Raw genomic sequence first — 16,602 nt, 5'->3', positions numbered from 1 at the left:
GCGTATGGAACCGATCGTGCTGTTCAAGCAGGGCATGCTGCTGGTCGTAGTGTTGTCGGCTCCGCCGTTGATTGTGGCGGTGGTGGTCGGCGTACTGACCTCTCTTGTACAGGCGTTGATGCAGGTACAGGACCAGACCTTGCCGTTTGGCATCAAGCTGGTGGCAGTGGGGATCACGCTGGTCATGACGGGGCGCTGGATCGGCGTGGAGTTGATTCAACTGATCAATCTGACATTCGACATGATCTCTCGCTCCGCGCTGAACTGAGGTTGCACCTGTGCTGCACTATCTTGATTACCTGCCCAGCCTGTTGGTCGGCATGGCGCGCATCTACCCTTGCGCCTTTCTGGTCGCGGCGTTTTGTTTTCAGCATATCCGTGGCATGCCGCGCCACACCATTGTGGCGGCGCTGGCGCTGCTGCCTGCCCCAGGCATCCATGCAACCTTCGCCGACCAGGAATTCTCTACGCTGATGCTCAGCGCGTTGGTGCTTAAAGAGGCGGCCCTGGGTACCTTGCTGGGCATATTACTGTCGATGCCGTTCTGGATGTTCGAGGCGGTAGGGGCGCTGCTGGATAACCAGCGGGGAGCCTTGGCCGGTGGCCAGCTCAACCCTTCGCTTGGCCCGGATGCGACACCCATCGGGCATCTGTTCAAGGAGCTGACGATTTTTTTGTTGATGGCCACCCTGGGGCTTGGGGCGCTGACGCAAGTGATCTGGGACAGTTACTCGATATGGCCGCCAACCGTATGGTTTCCACTGCCGCATGCCAATGGGTTTGGCGTGTTTCTCAACCTGCTCGGCGACACGTTCACCCATATGATGCTCTACGCCGCACCTTTCATCGCGGTACTGCTGTTATTGGAGTTTGGCATTGCACTGCTGGGGCTTTATAGCCCGCAGTTGCAGGTGAGTACGCTGGCCCCACCGGTCAAATGCCTGGCGGGTATTGGTATTTTGCTGTTGTATTTTGAACTGTTGCAGGACCTGATCGTCGGCCGCTTAAGCCTGCTGACTGAACTCAGGCACGCCCTTGGGCTGATGTTCAAGGTGGGAATGCCATGAGTGATTCCGGTGAGAAAAAACACCCGGCCAGTGCCAAGAAGCTGCGTGATCAACGCAAGAAAGGCCAGGTTGCCCAAAGCCAGGATGTCGGCAAACTTCTGGTGCTGACCGCCATCAGCGAGCTCGCGCTATGGACCGCTGACCGCAGCCTGCAGCGGTTTCAGGAAATGCTGCTGCTGCCGATATCCCGCCTCGGCCGACCCTTTGTGTCAGCCCTGGAAGAGGTGTTGCTCGACGCCATGGTGGTGTTTTTTTCCTTTGCACTGCTGATGGTTTCAGTGGCGATCGCCGTCAAGCTGCTCAGTAGCTGGATGCAGTTCGGCTTGCTGTTCGCACCGGAAATCCTCAAGTTGGATTTCAAGCGTCTCAACCCCCTTAATCAGCTCAAACAGATGTTCTCCGCGCAGTCGCTGATGAACCTGCTGATGGGGGTCGCCAAGGCCGTGCTGTTAGGTGTGGTGTTGTATGCGGTGATCGGTCCCTCCCTTGGCGCCTTGATCAATTTGGCCAACAGCGACCTGCCCTCCTATATCCTGGCGCTGATCGAGCTGTTTCGCTACTTGCTGCATGCGTGCCTGGGCCTGTTGCTGGTGCTGGCACTTATCGACCTGACGCTGCAGAAGCACTTCTTTGCCAAGCGCATGCGCATGACCCAGGTCGAAGTCGTCAAGGAGTACAAGGACATGGAGGGCGACCCCCATGTGAAGGGCCAGCGCCGTTCGCTGGCGCAGCAATTGGCTCAGGAAGAGCCGAAGGTCAAGCTGCCCAAGCTGGAAGAGTCCGACATGCTGGTCGTCAACCCAACGCACTTTGCCGTTGCGTTGTATTACCGCCCTGGCAAGACACCGCTGCCGTTGCTGGTGGACAAAGGCACGGATGCCGACGCGCGTGAACTGATCAAAAGGGCTAAAGCGGCTGACGTGCCGGTCATTCAGTGTGTATGGCTGGCCCGCACGCTCTACACCCATAAGCTTGGCGCCAGTATCCCCCGAGAAACCCTGCAGGCTGTCGCGCTGATCTACCGCACCTTGCGTGAACTGGATGATGAGGCCAAGCGTGAAACCCTGGAATTGCCTGAGCTGGAACAGCGCTGATCAACGCGTGGCGTGAGCATCCAATGCATCAAGGTTGGCCAGTGAAAGCAGGCGGCTGATGGCACTCTCAAGCGCGTCGTGTTGAGCCGGCAGCGAGCGCCAGATGACCAAATTGCCCTGTGCGTCGAGATAGACAAAACAATCGTCATACGTCAGTGCTTGTTCAAAACGTCGTTCCAGTGCCCGTTGCACCTGCCCGGTTTGCAGCGCTTCGCGCGCAACGTGCAAGGCCAACCCCTGGCGGGTGCCGGCTTGCAGCGTGCACAGGTGGATACCGGGGAGGAGTTGCAGGTGAGCGGCAACGCCACTGCGCACGTCGGCCAAAAAAACCTGACGATGCAGCGCATCGTCAGGCCGTGTTGTGAGGCTCATCGTTCCAGGGAAATGGTCTGATAGTCTGCCCGTTCCCCAGAGGGGCCGGAGTCTACGCGCATCTCTGGCGGCCACCAGACCACCATTTTGTCACTGCTCGATTGCGGGCGCGTGCAGGAGTCGCCTTTGCAGGTTGGCGTACAGCCCGAGGCGATCATTGCTGCGCCGATCATGATAATGCTCAAGAGTCTGTGTTTCATGGCGTGGTCTTCAAGGGGGCGGTGAGGAGGGAAGGGCGGGGTGTGCCGATATGTTCATCTTTCACGACGGGCCGCATGGCGATAAACACTTCAGCTTCTTCACCTGGCTTGAGCCAGGCGCGTGGCCAGACACTGACTGCCAGCGTTTGTGAGTTGCTGCATTCTTTTTCATCGATGCGCACGTTGCGTTTTATCTGGTTGCGCACGACCACCACCGCCACATTGAACTGTGGGCCGGTGTACCACTGGCTGCGCTCGCTGTTGAGTGCCAACAGGTCGCGCGTGGCGCACAGGGTGTCCAACTGCAGGGGCATTGGCCCCGCCTTGAAACCGTCTGGCACTTCGCCGCTGACCAGGTGCGCCAGGGTGCTGGTGATATCGCTGCGATTTACAGGCGGTTGATGGGCGGCTTGCCGGCGCGCCAGTGGCTTGAGGGCTGCCTGCAACTGAGCCTGATCCTCCTGGGGCAGGTAACGCGAAGGGTCAGCCTGGTCACCGATGACCCGTGGGGTGAGGATGAACAAGCGCTCGCGTCGACTGTTCTGTCGTTCTGTCGAGGAGAACAATGCTTTGCCCAGCAAAGGAATATCACCCAGCAGCGGCACCTTGCTGTGTTTGTCCTTGTTGTCTGTGACATGGAAACCACCGACCACTAATGAGCGCTTTTCCGCCATCACCGCCTGGGTGCTCACCTTGCCACGGCGAACATCGAGGTCATCGGGCTGCAGGTTGAGCTCGTTGAAATTGCCGTCTTCAATGTCCACCACCAAATGGATCTGGTGGCCACCACGGCTGGTGATCACCCGTGGCACCACCTGAAAGCTGGTCCCGACGGTCACGGGTAAAATGGTTGCGTAGTCTCTGCCGGCCTTCAGGTATCGCGTGCGGTTGAAGTCAATGACCGCCGGTTGGTTTTCCAGGGTGAGCACGGAAGGGTTGGAGACCAGGGTTGCCAGCCCTTGGGCTTCCAGGGCACGTATGTGAGCATAGAAGCGCCCGGGGTTGCCAATCGACAACTGCGAGGTCGTACCCGGAGCCACATTGACGCCGCCGCGCCAGCGGCTGTTTTGAAAGCCCCATTCAACCCCGAACTCTTGCAACTTTGTGCGTTCGATGTCGAGGATGATGGCGTCGATCTCCACCAGCTTGCGCGCAACGTCGAGTTGGGTGATCAACTCGCGGTACATCGTTTGGCGCTCAGGCAGGTCGTAAATCAGAATCGCGTTATTGCGCACGTCGGCTTCGACCCGGATTCGGCTGGTAGCGCGTGGAGCGCGAGGGCCGAGTGAGGCGCCCGTCGACAGCCCTCCTGCGTTCGTGGGGTTGGCGAGCATTTGCTCCAGCAGCGGGTTGTTCAGTCGCGGGACGTTGGGTGTAATCAAGCCCGGCGGTGAAGAAGCGCCGGAAGATTGGGTGGCGTTGGCGACTGCGGAGTTGGAGCGCGGCTCCAGCAACCCACGCAGCACGCTGGCCACGCCCGCGATGGTCAGCTTCTCGCCGCGATAATCAATGGTGCGATCGGCCGCGTTGGCGTACTTGAGCGGGTAAGTCAGCACGCTCTGTTTTTCATCCGGGGATCTGCGCTGGCTGCTGAACTGTTTGATCTGCTCGATATAGCGTTTAGGACCGGAGACGAGCACGACGCCATCGTCCGGTAATTCACCCCAGCCAAATCGGCTGTCGAGCAGGCCGATATCGGTCAGGGCCTTTTTAAGGTCTGCGATCGTTTCCGACGAAACCTCCAGCCGCGCAGACTCTTGCTGATCCAGCGTGCTGATGTACAGGGTGTTGTTGTACAGGTACCACTGGAAGCGGTGTTCGACCCCGAGCCTGTCGAGCATGGACTGGGGCGTGTTAGCGCGTATTTTGCCATTGACGACGCCCTCCAGCAGGCCTTCGATTTGCAGTTGGGTGCCGAAGGTCTGGGCGAAGTCCTCGAGCACTTCGCGTACAGGCTTGTACTGGGTTTCATAGGCATATGCCGTGTTTTTCCATTCCGAGGGAATCGCGGCAAGGGCGCTTTGCAGAGGCATCAGCAGGCACGTCAGAACCACTGGAATACGCCAGTCGGCGTGTTTCAATCGCGCACAGGGCGAGCTGATAGACAAGCGTAAACGCTTGTAAATGGGGTTATTCATATAGGGTTCTCTAGTTAATAAAACCGCGCACGCAGCGGAGTGGGTCCAAGGTTTTGGGGCGTTCTGGCCAGCCGCTTGACCGTGGAGCGCCAGGTGTCGCGCTGATTGAGAAGGGATTCAAGTTGGTTAAAAAGAACGGCCGGATTGGCTTCTTGCGAGACGCATTGAAGTAGCCAGAGCTGCCCCGTGGAGGGCTCGACCGAAAGCGCTCCCTGAAAATACGCCAGGCTTGCCCCACCCATTCGTAGCCATGTTTCCATGGCTGTTTGGGTGGGCGGTGGCTGATGGGTAAGTTGGGCGCTGAGCAAAAAACACTGCGGGTAGCGACGCAGGTTTATGGCGTCGCTGCCCTCGTACAGGGTGATTTCTTGCTCTGTCCCCACCCGCCACTGAGTGAGCCGCTCGCTGAAACTCTCAGGTCCCATTGAAGATGATTTTACCCATCTCGGCCCGATGGCTGAGAACTGCGCCGGCGGCAGTCGTCTGTAGCATCAAATCTTGTTTGAGCCTTAAGTGTTCATCTATCAAAGATGAAAACTCTCTCGAAGATAGTTCGTCAGGGACGTCCTGACCGAGCTGTTCGAACTGCCGGTTGTTTTTGCTTAAATCCCTGAAGATTTGCCCGCCCTCGCGTGCGTCGAGTTTCATATGCTGATCTCCGTTGAACGTGTATTTTTTATGTGGTTGGCGTTTGGGATCCGTTCCACGATTTTTTAAATATCCGGTAAAAAAATGCAGCAGGTCGGTTGAGAGGTTATTGCTCTGAAACAAAGTCTGAGTGAGGCACCAACAACGCATTGATCGAAGAGGCCCAGTCGATACGAAAGCTGCCTTCCTCCGCCTCCAGGATCAGCACTTGTGGCTCAACGGACTCGTCACACTGCAGGCGCCAGGGCGCTTCGGTATGTTGATTCAACCAGTGCTCTACATCCGCTTGATCCTGTGGGTTGCAGACCAACTTTGCGCGGATCGCCGGAGCCTGGGCTACGAGCATTTGCTTGAGCATGGCCGACACCCGCTGAGTCGGCGTTGTGTCCTCGAGCAAACTGCGAATTGCGCTGTGGGTGACCGATGTGGCGATGCGTTCGATGTTGTCGAGGATCGCCTGCTGTTGCGTGTGCCACAGGTGCAATTGGCGATTGGCGCGTTGCCAGAACTCATGCTGTGCCTGCAGCAGCAACTGATCGCGTTGCACATGGGCCTGGCGCAGGATTTCATCGGCCTGATCCTGGGCACTGTTTAACAATTCGGCGTCGCGAGCGCAGTCCGCCAATGTTTCCAAAGGAATCAACGAACTCGTGCGTGAAGGAAGTGGCTTGCTTAGCTCAATCGTGCGTTTGCACAGCATCGTCCTGGGACTCCTCGGCGAAGGAAAACACCGGCTCGTTGTTTGACGCACCGGTGCGCCATATAGCGGCCTTCCAAATTGTTTCGAGCTTGTCGTGGGTTTCGCTCAGTCGGGGGCTCTGCTCAAGTGCGAGCACCCGGTGGCGGTCAAAGCTCAACCGCAGCCGCTGCCATACAGAGGGCTCTACCCAGGCGCGTAAATAGTGCAGGGGGTCTTCAGTGCTGATTTTCAGGGCGTTGGGCATCAGTGCCTTGGAAAGGCGTACGCACCAGAGTTGCAGGTCCTGGCTCAACGGTGTGTGAGTCTTGATCTGGTAAACACCGCCGACCAGCGCGAGGATGAGGTCTCTGCGTTGCGCAGGTTCAAGGACCAACTGCAGCAGGGCTGGCGACGGTTCGACAGGCAGGCATGGGGCAATTCCCAACGCCGTTGCCATTGCCGCGTGCTGGCTCTGGCAGAGTGTTTTCGAATAGGGCAATGATGGGGTGAAAGGCGGCCATTCGTGGGGTGAATCGAGCCAGGGGCAGGCCCACCACTTGGCCCAGGTGAGGTTGTCATGCGTCATTCGCGTTCGGCTCGGCTTGTTGGGCGCCGCGCGCCTTTTTCAGCCAGAACCCCGCTGCTGCGCAACCGGCTACCAGGACGACAAAGAACAATGTCAGCATGGTCTGCCAAAAAGCGAGGTCACCCGGCTTAATCAGAAACGGCCCGAAGTAGGCGAGTTGCTGCTTTTGTTTGTAGGCGGTAGCCGGTACGAAGATCACGGTCAGTTTTTGCGGGTTTGCAACGGCCGTTGTCATGCCCGGTATGCTACTGGCGACCATCCGCCGAATGCGCGGCAGCAGGCTGTCAGGTTCCAGCCGTGGATCATGCTTGATGAAGACCGATGCCGAGGCCGGTTGTACCGGCTCTCCCGGTGCAACTCGCTCAGGCAGTACCACATGCACCCTGGCGACTAGAACCCCATCGATATTGGACAGGGTCGCTTCCAGCTCCTGAGACAACGCATAGATATAGCGGGCACGTTCCTCAAGCGGTGTAGAAATCACACCTTCCTTGCGAAAGACGTCGCCCAGCGTGGACCGCGCAGTCTTTGGCAGCCCGGCGGCGGCAAGCGTGTGGACGGCGGCAGCAATATCGTCTGTACGCACGCGAACGACCACGCCGTCTTTTTCCAGCTGTTTTTGTGCCCGAATCTGCTTGTCTGCCAATTCAGCGATCACCTCATTGGCTTCCTGCTCGGATAACTTTCGGTGCAGTTCGACGCTTTCACCGCATCCGCTCAGCACCGATAAGAGGGTCAGCCATAAGAGAATAAAGCGGCAGCGGCGCATGGTTCACCTATTGCAGGTTAGTGGCTTTCTCAACGAACGAAGCGCAGTGTTTTATGACCTTGACGCCGATGTTGAGGATTTCTTTTGATTCAATAATGGATTGTGTGGCGTCCGCCATTTTCAGCTCGTTACGGGTCTTGGAATATTCACGCAGCAGCTTGGGGATTTTTTCGTGGTTGGATTTCAACCGCTCTGATTGGTCCACCAGCGACCGACTGTTTCCTGGGACGGGGGGAGCCTGCGGGTAAGTAATGTTCTGCTCCAGTGCCGCACTGAAGAAATGCGCGTCGTGGGTGCTATCGCTGCTTTTTTCGGCGGGAAACTCGGGGGCACCTGAATAGGTTCCCCGCTCTTTTTCAAGCGTTGTGCGCATAGATATATCCCTCAGGAAAATAGTAAGGCTTTCTCTGGTTTTTAAACTAGAGAAAGCCTGTGCTACTTATTGTACTTTGTTCAGGACTTGGCTCCACTTGTTAGCTTTTGATACTTGTGTATCAATTTTTGCCATTTCGAGGGTGTTTTTGTTTCTTTCCTGAAGCTCTTTATTCAGTTCGCTCTGCAGTGCTTCGCTGCTGAGGCTGACGCCACTGTTACCGCCGCCGATTGGAGAGGACATAAATTCACCTTTGGGTTTACTATCAGTTAATAGAGTGTTTGTTATGAGCTATTCGATTAATCGCGCTAAATCTTTATTTGATAATCGACGCTCGTATCCTTAGTGGCGAAGCCTCTAGAAACAGTTCCATCGGCAGATGGCTACTTGTTTCTATTTTTTTCATGCGTTAAGTGCAACACCCAGCTGCTTCATTCGATAATAGAGGGTGCGCTTGGCAACACCCAATTCCAACGCCACACAATCCACGCTGTAAGTGTGACGCTGTAGAGACTCTTCGATGAGTGTTTTCTCAATGCGTTGCAGACGGTCTTTCAGGCCCAGTTCCAATGGTTCGGCATTTGATGCCGATAAAGGCGGCAGCCCAAGGACAAAACGCTTGGCCGTGGAGCGTAGTTCGCGGACATTGCCCGGCCACGGATGACACAGCAACTGCTGGAGCAGTTCGGTTGTGGGGTGAGGGGCTGTGCAGTTGAAGTGCTCTGCCTCGTATTTAATCATCTCCAGAAACAACGGTACGATACGCTCACGTCGGTCACGCAGCGGCGGCAGCTTGATATTAATAACGTTCAGACGAAAATACAGGTCCCGCCTGAAGCTGCCTTGCTCGACCATGTCATGCAGTGATTGTTGAGCGGACGCGATGACGCGCATGTCGACCGGGATGAAGCGTGTTGAGCCGAGCCGTTCAACACCGCGTGATTCGAGCATTCGCAATAGCTTGGCTTGAAGCGAAAGCGGCATGCTGTCGATTTCATCCAAATACAACGTACCCAGGTGAGCCGCTTCGATAAACCCTGCGCGTGACTGCACAGCCCCGGTATAAGCACCACTGTTGACACCGAACAATTGGCTTTCGGCGAGGCTCTCTGGAATAGCTGCGCAATTTACCGCGACAAAGTTGCCTCGTCGGCCCGACAGGCGGTGTACGCGTTGTGCCAGAGTATCTTTACCCGTGCCGGTCTCTCCCAGCAACAAGATGTCAACATTAAGTGTCGCTGTGCTATTGATCGTGTTCTCTATATCCGAGCCATCAATGAGTGGCGTATCGGTTTCGCGTTCTTTTTGATCGGCGGCCGACATCGGATGGGTGCTCCACTCTCGTGATTGTTTGCGATTAAAAGGCTGTTATTCAAAAGGTACTTGGACTGCGCGTAAAGTATAAGATTTCTCGTCGAGTATGCAGGTAAGAGTAAGCCAGGCTTGCGTAGGAAAAGTCATTAACTTGTCGCTTAACATCATTCAAAGTGATTGATCTGTTGTTTGCGTCATAAATAGGAAATATCTTAAGCTTTCAAATAAACAACAGGATGGCGATTGCCGATAGACAAACAACCGCCCACAAAAAAGCCGATGCAGGGCATCGGCTTTTTGTTTGCGGCAATGCCGCAGGTGGCGCTTATACGTTGAAACGGAAGTGCATCACGTCGCCATCCTTGACGATGTACTCTTTGCCTTCCAGGCGCCATTTACCGGCTTCCTTGGTACCGGCTTCACCCTTGTACTGGATGAAGTCGTTGTAGGCGATGACTTCGGCGCGGATAAAGCCTTTTTCGAAGTCGGTATGGATCACGCCGGCGGCCTGTGGTGCGGTGGCACCGACCTTGACGGTCCAGGCGCGGACTTCTTCGACACCGGCGGTGAAGTAGGTCTGCAGGTTAAGCATTTCGTAACCGGCGCGGATCACGCGGTTCAGGCCCGGCTCTTCCAGGCCCAGGGCCTCGAGGAACATGTCCTTTTCTTCGCCGTCATCGAGTTCGGCGATTTCTGCTTCGATCTTGTTGCACACCGGAACCACGATAGCGCCTTCTTCGTCGGCGATGGCCTTGACCACATCCAGCAAAGGGTTGTTCTCGAAGCCGTCTTCGGCGACGTTGGCGATGTACATGACAGGCTTGGTGGTCAGCAGGTGGAAGCCTTTGATCACAGCTTTCTCGTCGACGCCCATGGACTTCATCAGGCTGCGTGCCGGCTTGCCTTCGGTGAAGTGCGCGATCAACTGCTCCAGCAGGCCTTTCTGGACCACTGCGTCCTTGTCGCCGCCCTTGGCATTACGCGCGACTTTCTGCAGTTGCTTCTCGCAGCTGTCGAGGTCGGCGAAGATCAGCTCCAGGTCGATGATCTCGATGTCGCGTTTCGGGTCAACGCTGTTGGAGACGTGAATCACGTTCTCGTCTTCAAAGCAGCGGACCACGTGGGCGATGGCATCGGTTTCGCGGATGTTGGCCAAAAACTTGTTGCCCAGGCCTTCACCTTTCGACGCACCGGCTACCAGGCCCGCGATGTCGACGAACTCCATGGTGGTCGGCAGGATACGCTTGGGATTGACGATAGCGGCCAACGCGTCCAGGCGCGGGTCCGGCATCGGCACGATACCGCTGTTGGGTTCGATGGTGCAGAAGGGGAAGTTCTCCGCCGCAATACCGGACTTGGTCAGGGCGTTGAACAGGGTGGATTTGCCGACGTTGGGCAGGCCGACGATGCCGCAATTGAATCCCATGGTGTTTCCCCTCGGTAAGAGTCAGGCCTTCTGGCTGTGCAGGTTTTTCATCGCGCGGTTCCATTCACCGGCGAAGATATCCGGCAGCACGCCGAGGGCAAAGTCGATGCTGGCATCGAGTTTTTCCTGTTCGGCGCGTGGCGCACGACCCAGGACGAAATTTGAAACCATACTGGCAACGCCTGGGTGGCCAATGCCGAGCCGCAGACGGTAAAAATTATTCTGATTGCCCAACTGCGCAATGATGTCGCGCAGGCCATTGTGGCCGCCATGCCCGCCGCCGAGCTTGAGCTTGGCAACACCGGGTGGCAGGTCCAGTTCGTCGTGGGCCACCAGGATTTCTTCGGGTTTGATCCGGAAGAAGCCCGCAAGCGCCGCGACAGCCTGGCCGCTGCGGTTCATGTAGGTGGTGGGAATCAGCAGACGAACATCCTGACCCTGGTGCGAGAAGCGCCCGGTCAGGCCAAAATACTTGCGATCGGCCACAAGGTTTACACCTTGCGCGTGGGCGATGCGCTCAACAAAAAGGGCCCCCGCGTTATGCCGGGTCTGTTCGTATTCGGCGCCTGGATTTCCCAGGCCAACGATCAGTTTAATGGCAGTCACGACAGGGGCCCTTCCTTTGGAGTTGTGGATAACATCGCCGCAACCTGTGTGCGGCGAAAGCGGTCAACAAAAGATCATTTACTCAAGAGTAAACGCCGCGTTATCGCCCGCTTTCTCGCTACGTTCCGGTCCGCGATGTTTCCTCAAGCTCCGACATTACAGAGTGAATTACTCTGCAGCGCCTTCTTCAGCTTCTGGTGCAACGCGTGGAGCGTGAACGTTTGCAACAGCTTTGTCATCACCGTGAGCCAGTGCAACAAACTCAACGCCTTTAGGGGCTTTGAGGTCGGACAGGTGGATGATGGCGCCGATTTCCAGAGCCGACAGGTCGACTTCGATGAACTCAGGCAGGTCTTTCGGCAGGCAAGTTACTTCGATTTCGTTCAGGACGTGCGAGATTTCGCCGCCTTTCTTAACCGGAGTTTCTTCGCCAACGAAGTGAACTGGAACGATAGCGGTCAGTTTCTGACCGGCAATAACGCGTACAAAGTCAGCGTGCAGCACGTGGCCTTTGGCCGGGTGACGTTGCAGAGCCTTGATGATTACGTTTTGCTTTTTGCCGCCAACGTTCAGTTCGATAACGTGGCTGTAGGCAGCATCGTTTTCGAGCAGTTTGGCGATTTCTTTGGCCAGCATGCTGATGGATTCAGGGGCTTTGTCGCCACCGTAAACTACAGCTGGAACCAGGCTTGCGAGACGACGCAGGCGGCGGCTCGCACCTTTCCCCAGGTCGGAACGCGCTTCAGCATTCAGAGTAAAATCGTTCATGTTGTATCTCCAAAATAACCACATTCGCCCCAGCGTTTGCGACCAGCGCTAAAGGCGATATGGGCAAAAAAGCCCCGCCCCAACAGAATGCTGGGGCGGGGCGCTTTTCGTCAGTGGGATGTTTCGTAAGGTTTGACCCTTATCGGAACATCGCGCTGATCGATTCTTCGTTGCTGATGCGGCGAACCGCTTCGGCAACTACCGGTGCGATATCCAGTTGACGGATACGCGAACAGGCTTGAGCTGCTGCGGACAACGGGATGGTGTTAGTCACCACCAGTTCGTCCAGCATGGAGTTCTCGATGTTCTCGATCGCTCGGCCCGACAGCACAGGGTGTGTGCAGTAGGCGAAGACTTTTGCTGCACCGTGCTCTTTCAAGGCTTTCGCCGCGTGGCACAGAGTGCCGGCGGTGTCGACCATGTCATCAACCAGAATACAGGTACGCCCTTCGACATCACCGATGATATGCATCACTTCAGAGTGATTGGCTTTCTCACGGCGTTTGTCGATGATCCCGAGGTCCACACCCAGGGATTTGGCAACAGCCCGTGCACGCACGACGCCACCAATGTCCGGGGACACGATCATCAGGTTTTCAAAGCGCTGGTCTTCAATGTCATCCACCAATACTGGGGAGCCGTAGATGTTATCTACCGGAATATCGAAGAACCCCTGGATTTGGTCAGCGTGCAGGTCAACCGTGAGAACACGGTCGATGCCTACCACGGTCAGCATGTCAGCAACGACTTTCGCGCTGATAGCCACACGTGCGGAACGCGGACGGCGATCCTGACGGGCATAACCAAAGTAAGGGATTACAGCTGTGATTCGAGTCGCTGAGGAGCGGCGGAAGGCATCAGCCATCACGACGAGTTCCATCAGGTTATCGTTGGTCGGAGCGCAAGTCGGCTGAATAATGAAAACATCTTTACCGCGGACGTTTTCATTGATCTCGGCTGTAATTTCGCCGTCGGAGAATTTACCGACAGAGATGTCACCGAGAGGGATATGCAGCTGACGTACGACACGTCGAGCCAGATCGGGGTTAGCGTTCCCCGTAAAGACCATCATCTTGGACACGCGCAGTACCTAGAGGCTGAGGGTAACCTGGATGAGTATTAGAAAATGGCAGGGGCGGCTGGATTCGAACCAACGCATGGCAGGATCAAAACCTGCTGCCTTACCGCTTGGCGACGCCCCTGTATCTGTTGCAACGAGTACCCAGTACTCGGTTCCTTTTAGAGCAGACTTTGCAGCTTGCGATGCAACATCGAAACGTTGCTTCCCTTTGCTACAAACCCTGTAAGGGTCTCTGTAAGAAGGGCCGAGACTTTATCAGCTTCAGCTTTGCTTGGGAAGCCCCCAAACACACAACTTCCAGTTCCGGTTAATTTTGCTTCGGTAAATTTACCTAACAAATTCAAAGCGTTACGTACCTCTGGATAACGCCTTGCTACAACCGGTAAGCAGTCATTTCGACTGTTTCCCTTGGGAACGGGGCGCACTTTAATGGGAGGAGAGTTACGTGTCAACAGTGGATCTGAAAAAATTTCTGCTGTACTTACAGATACTTGCGGAACAAGCACGACATACCAAGGCTCTTCGGGGTATTCCGGGGTGAGTTTCTCCCCGACGCCTTCGGCAAAAGCCGCGTGCCCACGCACGAAAACCGGCACGTCGGCGCCCAGTGTCAGGCCCAGCGTGGCCAGGCGATCGTGGTCCCAGCCCAGTTGCCACAAGTGATTCAAACCGAGCAGCGTGGTCGCGGCATTTGAGCTGCCGCCACCGATGCCGCCGCCCATGGGCAAAATTTTATCGATCCAGATGTCGATACCGAGCGAGCAACCGGATTGCGCCTGAAGTTTTTTTGCGGCTCTGACAATCAGATTGCTGTCGTGTGGCACGCCTTCGAATTCGGTGTGCAACTGGATCACGCCATCGTCACGTACGGCGAAGGTCAGTTCATCGCCGTAATCGAGAAATTGAAACAGTGTCTGCAGCTCGTGGTAGCCGTCTTCGCGGCGACCAAGAATATGCAGCATCAGGTTGAGTTTGGCGGGAGAGGGCAGCGTCAAGCGTTCTAAGGTCACGTTATTGCCCCAGCTTGCGTGGTTGCCATTCCTTGATCACCAGCGTGACGTCAAGGTCGGTGCCATGCAACTTGATGCGCTCAGGCAGCCAGTAACCACTCTGTTCTACATAGCTCAAATACTCGACCTGCCAGCCATCCTGCTCAAGCGTGGCCAGGCGGCTATCGCCGTTAAGGCTCAGGCGGCTCTTGCTGTCCGGCGCAGGCAAACCGCGTACCCACCACACCAGGTGCGAAACCGGCAGCTTCCAGCCGATCTGCTGTTCCAGCAGTTCTTCCGGCGTGGCTGCCTCATAGCGGCCCTGGTTGGCCACTTCCAGGCTCACTTGCCCCGGTCGGCCGGTCAGGCGTGCTGCGCCACGGCCCAGCGGTCCGGACAGGCGAATGTCGTAATAGTCCTGACGTTGCAGCCAGAACAAAGTACCGCTGCCGGAATCTTTCGGTGCGCGCACCCCGACTTTGCCGTCGATCTGCCAGCCGTCAATGCTGCTGAGCTGATCCTTGTGCTGCTTCCATTGCGCCTGGTTGCCCTGGCCTTCAACGGATTCACGGCTGCCTATGCCCGCGCAACCGGCGAGCAGGGCGATAAAACTGAAAACAATAACGTGGCGCAAGAACATAAGCTTAAAGGGTCTCGGATCCGGTCAGGCGCTTGATGGTACTGCGCAGGATGGGGCTTTCGGGTTGTTCCTTGAGGAATTTTTCCCAGATCTGGCGTGCTTCGCGCTGTTTGCCATTGGCCCACAGCACTTCACCCAGGTGGGCGGCCACTTCCTGGTCCGGGAAGCGTTCGAGTGCCTGACGCAGCAAGCGTTCGGCTTCGTCGAGGTTGCCCAGGCGGTAATTCACCCAGCCCAGGCTGTCGAGTACGGCCGGGTCTTCCGGGTTGAGCTTGTGCGCCTGTTCGATCAGCACCTTGGCTTCGGCGTAACGCGTGGTGCGGTCCGACAGGGTGTAGCCCAGGGCATTGAGCGCCATGGCGTTGTCCGGGTCGCGCTTGATGATCAGGCGCAGGTCTTTTTCCATCTGCGCCAAGTCATTGCGTTTTTCCGCCTGCATGGCGCGGGTGTACAGCAGGTTCAAATCGTCGGGGTATTGCAGCAAGGCTTGTTGCAGCAATTTCCAGGCGCGTTCTCCCTGCTTGTTGGCCGACAGCGTTTCGGCCTGGATCAGGTACAGCTGGATCGCATAGTCCGGTTCGGCATCGCGTGCCGCCGCCAGGCGTTTTTCGGCTTCGTCGGTGCGGCCGTTGCTCATCAGGATGTCAGCCTGGCGCAGTTGGGCCGGCAGGTAGTCATTGCCGGGGCCGACCTGGGCGTACTCAAGCAGTGCAGCCTGCGGGTCGTTGCGTTCTTCCGCGATGCGGCCGAGGTTCAGGTGCGCTGAGTCCACATGGCTTTCGCGCTCGATCAGCTCCTCCAGGTAACCCTTGGCCTCGTCCCAGGCCTTGGCTTCCAGGCACACCAGTGCCAGGGAGTAACGCAACTCGTCATCGTCGGGGTATTGCTGGACCAGGTTGGCGAACTGCACTTTGGCGTCTTCCATACGGTCTTGCTCAACCAGCATTCGCGCATAGGTCAGCAGCAAACGCTTGTCGCCCGGGTACTTCTTGATGCTTTTTTCCAGCAGTGGAATGGCTTCCTTGCCGCGATTAAGGTTCTGCAGCAAGCGGGCGCGCAACAGAATCGGGGCGATCTCGCCGTCTTCCGGCGGGTTCTGCTCCAGCAACTTGAGCGCAGCATCGGCTTCGTCGTCCTGTTGCAGCAGCAAGGCCTTGCCGAAAATCAGCTGGCTGTTCTTCGGATGCTTTTGCAGCAGGCGGTCAAAACTCTTCATCAGGCCATTGCGCGTGTCCTGGTCGGTGTCGGCAGCCGACAGCGCGAGGAAGTCGAAATGCGTGTCGCCCTTGCCCTGCAGGACCTTCTCCATATACACCATGGAGTCGTCATAACGTCCGGCGCGTGCCAGTTGCACAGCCGCCGCGCGTTGCGCTTCGAGGTCGTCCGGGGCGTTTTTCGCCCAGATCAGCGAAGTATCCAGCGCAGCCTGGTCAGCGCCCAGGTATTCGGCGATGCGAAACGCACGCTCCGAAATGCCCGGGTCCTGGGTATTGATGGCCTGGGTCACGTAGTTATCCAGGGCAATATCGAAACGATTGCGCTGGCCGGCGAGTTCGGCGGTCAGCAGGCTATAGATCGTTTCTTCATTGAACGAGGAGTAAACCTTGGGCTTTTCAGGGGCTGGGGTGCTGTCTTCGACCGGCGGCGTACCGTCCGGCGACACGGGTGCCAAGGCCTGGCAGCCGCTGAGGAAGACAAAAGCAAGGAGCAACGCGGAAGATCTATTCATATAGGAAGAGGACGACTAACCTGCGGTCGGATCATCATGACACAAGCCTTCGGCCAAACATAACCGAGTCTCAGTGGGCGCCTTTATAGGCACAAGCTACTAGGACAATAGACGACGGTGGTT

The 16,602-nt window shown here is 56.8% G+C and carries 21 protein-coding genes and 1 tRNA gene; 3 read left to right on the top strand and 19 right to left on the bottom strand.

The features are described 5' to 3' along the window. Positions 1-4: 4 nt before the first annotated feature. From sctS to sctU, 3 genes are read left to right on the top strand one after another with little or no spacing between them, the layout of a single operon-like run. The gene (gene sctS, locus FFI16_RS22970) at positions 5-268 is read left to right on the top strand and encodes a type III secretion system export apparatus subunit SctS (protein ID WP_138816950.1); all 264 of its coding nucleotides are present in this window, start codon (positions 5-7) and stop codon (positions 266-268) included. A gap of 10 nt (positions 269-278) precedes the next feature. Further along, a complete protein-coding gene (sctT, locus tag FFI16_RS22965; protein ID WP_138816949.1) occupies positions 279-1,067 on the top strand; it encodes a type III secretion system export apparatus subunit SctT in 789 nt (262 codons plus the stop codon). Then, the gene (sctU, locus tag FFI16_RS22960) at positions 1,064-2,161 is read left to right on the top strand and encodes a type III secretion system export apparatus subunit SctU (protein ID WP_138816948.1); all 1,098 of its coding nucleotides are present in this window, start codon (positions 1,064-1,066) and stop codon (positions 2,159-2,161) included. The genes sctT and sctU overlap by 4 nt, the downstream gene beginning before the upstream one ends. On the opposite strand, the gene FFI16_RS22955 is transcribed toward sctU, so the two are convergent. The 19 genes from FFI16_RS22955 to FFI16_RS22870 all read right to left on the bottom strand — a co-directional run bounded on the left by FFI16_RS22955 (position 2,162) and on the right by FFI16_RS22870 (position 16,479). Continuing rightward, complete coding sequence (locus tag FFI16_RS22955; protein ID WP_138816947.1) at positions 2,162-2,533, bottom strand: transcriptional regulator; 372 nt, start codon at positions 2,531-2,533, stop codon at positions 2,162-2,164. Continuing rightward, positions 2,530-2,733 carry an HrpT family type III secretion system protein gene (hrpT, locus tag FFI16_RS22950; RefSeq protein WP_138816946.1) on the bottom strand — a complete coding sequence of 68 codons (204 nt, stop codon included), beginning with the start codon at positions 2,731-2,733 and terminating at the stop codon, positions 2,530-2,532. The genes FFI16_RS22955 and hrpT overlap by 4 nt, the downstream gene beginning before the upstream one ends. After that, entirely contained in the window at positions 2,730-4,871 is a 2,142-nt protein-coding gene (sctC, locus tag FFI16_RS22945; RefSeq protein ID WP_138816945.1) for a type III secretion system outer membrane ring subunit SctC, read from the bottom strand. Before sctC ends, hrpT begins: the two co-directional genes overlap by 4 nt. Before the next feature lie 14 nt (positions 4,872-4,885). Beyond that, positions 4,886-5,296 (bottom strand): type III secretion system chaperone, encoded by a 411-nt coding sequence (locus FFI16_RS22940; protein WP_138816944.1) that lies wholly within the window; start codon positions 5,294-5,296, stop codon positions 4,886-4,888. Then, positions 5,286-5,519, bottom strand: a complete 234-nt coding sequence (locus FFI16_RS22935) for a hypothetical protein (RefSeq protein WP_138816943.1) — start codon at positions 5,517-5,519, stop codon at positions 5,286-5,288. Before FFI16_RS22935 ends, FFI16_RS22940 begins: the two co-directional genes overlap by 11 nt. A gap of 106 nt (positions 5,520-5,625) precedes the next feature. Beyond that, positions 5,626-6,162: a type III secretion system stator protein SctL gene (sctL, locus tag FFI16_RS22930; RefSeq protein WP_256666280.1), complete on the bottom strand. Its 537-nt coding sequence runs from the start codon at positions 6,160-6,162 to the stop codon at positions 5,626-5,628. A gap of 34 nt (positions 6,163-6,196) precedes the next feature. After that, a complete protein-coding gene (locus tag FFI16_RS30560) occupies positions 6,197-6,784 on the bottom strand; it encodes a type III secretion protein (protein WP_178112704.1) in 588 nt (195 codons plus the stop codon). Further along, positions 6,774-7,553 (bottom strand): type III secretion system inner membrane ring lipoprotein SctJ, encoded by a 780-nt coding sequence (gene sctJ / locus FFI16_RS22920; protein WP_138816941.1) that lies wholly within the window; start codon positions 7,551-7,553, stop codon positions 6,774-6,776. Before sctJ ends, FFI16_RS30560 begins: the two co-directional genes overlap by 11 nt. A gap of 7 nt (positions 7,554-7,560) precedes the next feature. Continuing rightward, a complete protein-coding gene (locus FFI16_RS22915) occupies positions 7,561-7,926 on the bottom strand; it encodes a hypothetical protein (RefSeq protein ID WP_138816940.1) in 366 nt (121 codons plus the stop codon). 66 nt (positions 7,927-7,992) lie between these two features. After that, entirely contained in the window at positions 7,993-8,169 is a 177-nt protein-coding gene (locus tag FFI16_RS30555) for a hypothetical protein (RefSeq protein ID WP_178112703.1), read from the bottom strand. Positions 8,170-8,328: 159 nt separating this feature from the next. Then, a complete protein-coding gene (locus FFI16_RS22910; RefSeq protein ID WP_138816939.1) occupies positions 8,329-9,249 on the bottom strand; it encodes a sigma 54-interacting transcriptional regulator in 921 nt (306 codons plus the stop codon). Positions 9,250-9,565: 316 nt separating this feature from the next. Then, positions 9,566-10,666 carry a redox-regulated ATPase YchF gene (gene ychF / locus FFI16_RS22905; protein WP_138816938.1) on the bottom strand — a complete coding sequence of 367 codons (1,101 nt, stop codon included), beginning with the start codon at positions 10,664-10,666 and terminating at the stop codon, positions 9,566-9,568. A gap of 21 nt (positions 10,667-10,687) precedes the next feature. Continuing rightward, the gene (gene pth, locus FFI16_RS22900; RefSeq protein ID WP_010213318.1) at positions 10,688-11,272 is read right to left on the bottom strand and encodes an aminoacyl-tRNA hydrolase; all 585 of its coding nucleotides are present in this window, start codon (positions 11,270-11,272) and stop codon (positions 10,688-10,690) included. Positions 11,273-11,440: 168 nt separating this feature from the next. Beyond that, a complete protein-coding gene (locus FFI16_RS22895) occupies positions 11,441-12,040 on the bottom strand; it encodes a 50S ribosomal protein L25/general stress protein Ctc (protein ID WP_138817449.1) in 600 nt (199 codons plus the stop codon). 139 nt (positions 12,041-12,179) lie between these two features. Then, positions 12,180-13,121, bottom strand: a complete 942-nt coding sequence (locus FFI16_RS22890) for a ribose-phosphate pyrophosphokinase (RefSeq protein ID WP_003208392.1) — start codon at positions 13,119-13,121, stop codon at positions 12,180-12,182. A gap of 46 nt (positions 13,122-13,167) precedes the next feature. Beyond that, positions 13,168-13,242, bottom strand: a tRNA-Gln gene (locus tag FFI16_RS22885). Positions 13,243-13,279: 37 nt separating this feature from the next. Continuing rightward, positions 13,280-14,083, bottom strand: coding sequence for a 4-(cytidine 5'-diphospho)-2-C-methyl-D-erythritol kinase (gene ispE, locus FFI16_RS22880; protein ID WP_178110933.1), 804 nt, complete (start codon positions 14,081-14,083; stop codon positions 13,280-13,282). A 49-nt stretch (positions 14,084-14,132) separates the two neighbouring features. Continuing rightward, positions 14,133-14,750: a lipoprotein insertase outer membrane protein LolB gene (lolB, locus tag FFI16_RS22875; RefSeq protein WP_138816936.1), complete on the bottom strand. Its 618-nt coding sequence runs from the start codon at positions 14,748-14,750 to the stop codon at positions 14,133-14,135. 4 nt (positions 14,751-14,754) lie between these two features. Further along, positions 14,755-16,479 carry a tetratricopeptide repeat protein gene (locus tag FFI16_RS22870; protein ID WP_138816935.1) on the bottom strand — a complete coding sequence of 575 codons (1,725 nt, stop codon included), beginning with the start codon at positions 16,477-16,479 and terminating at the stop codon, positions 14,755-14,757. Positions 16,480-16,602: the final 123 nt, after the last annotated feature.

The sequence above is a fragment of the Pseudomonas sp. KBS0710 genome (assembly GCF_005938045.2).
Classification (GTDB): Bacteria; Pseudomonadota; Gammaproteobacteria; order Pseudomonadales; family Pseudomonadaceae; genus Aquipseudomonas.
This window is presented reverse-complemented; position numbering and strand designations above follow the sequence as displayed.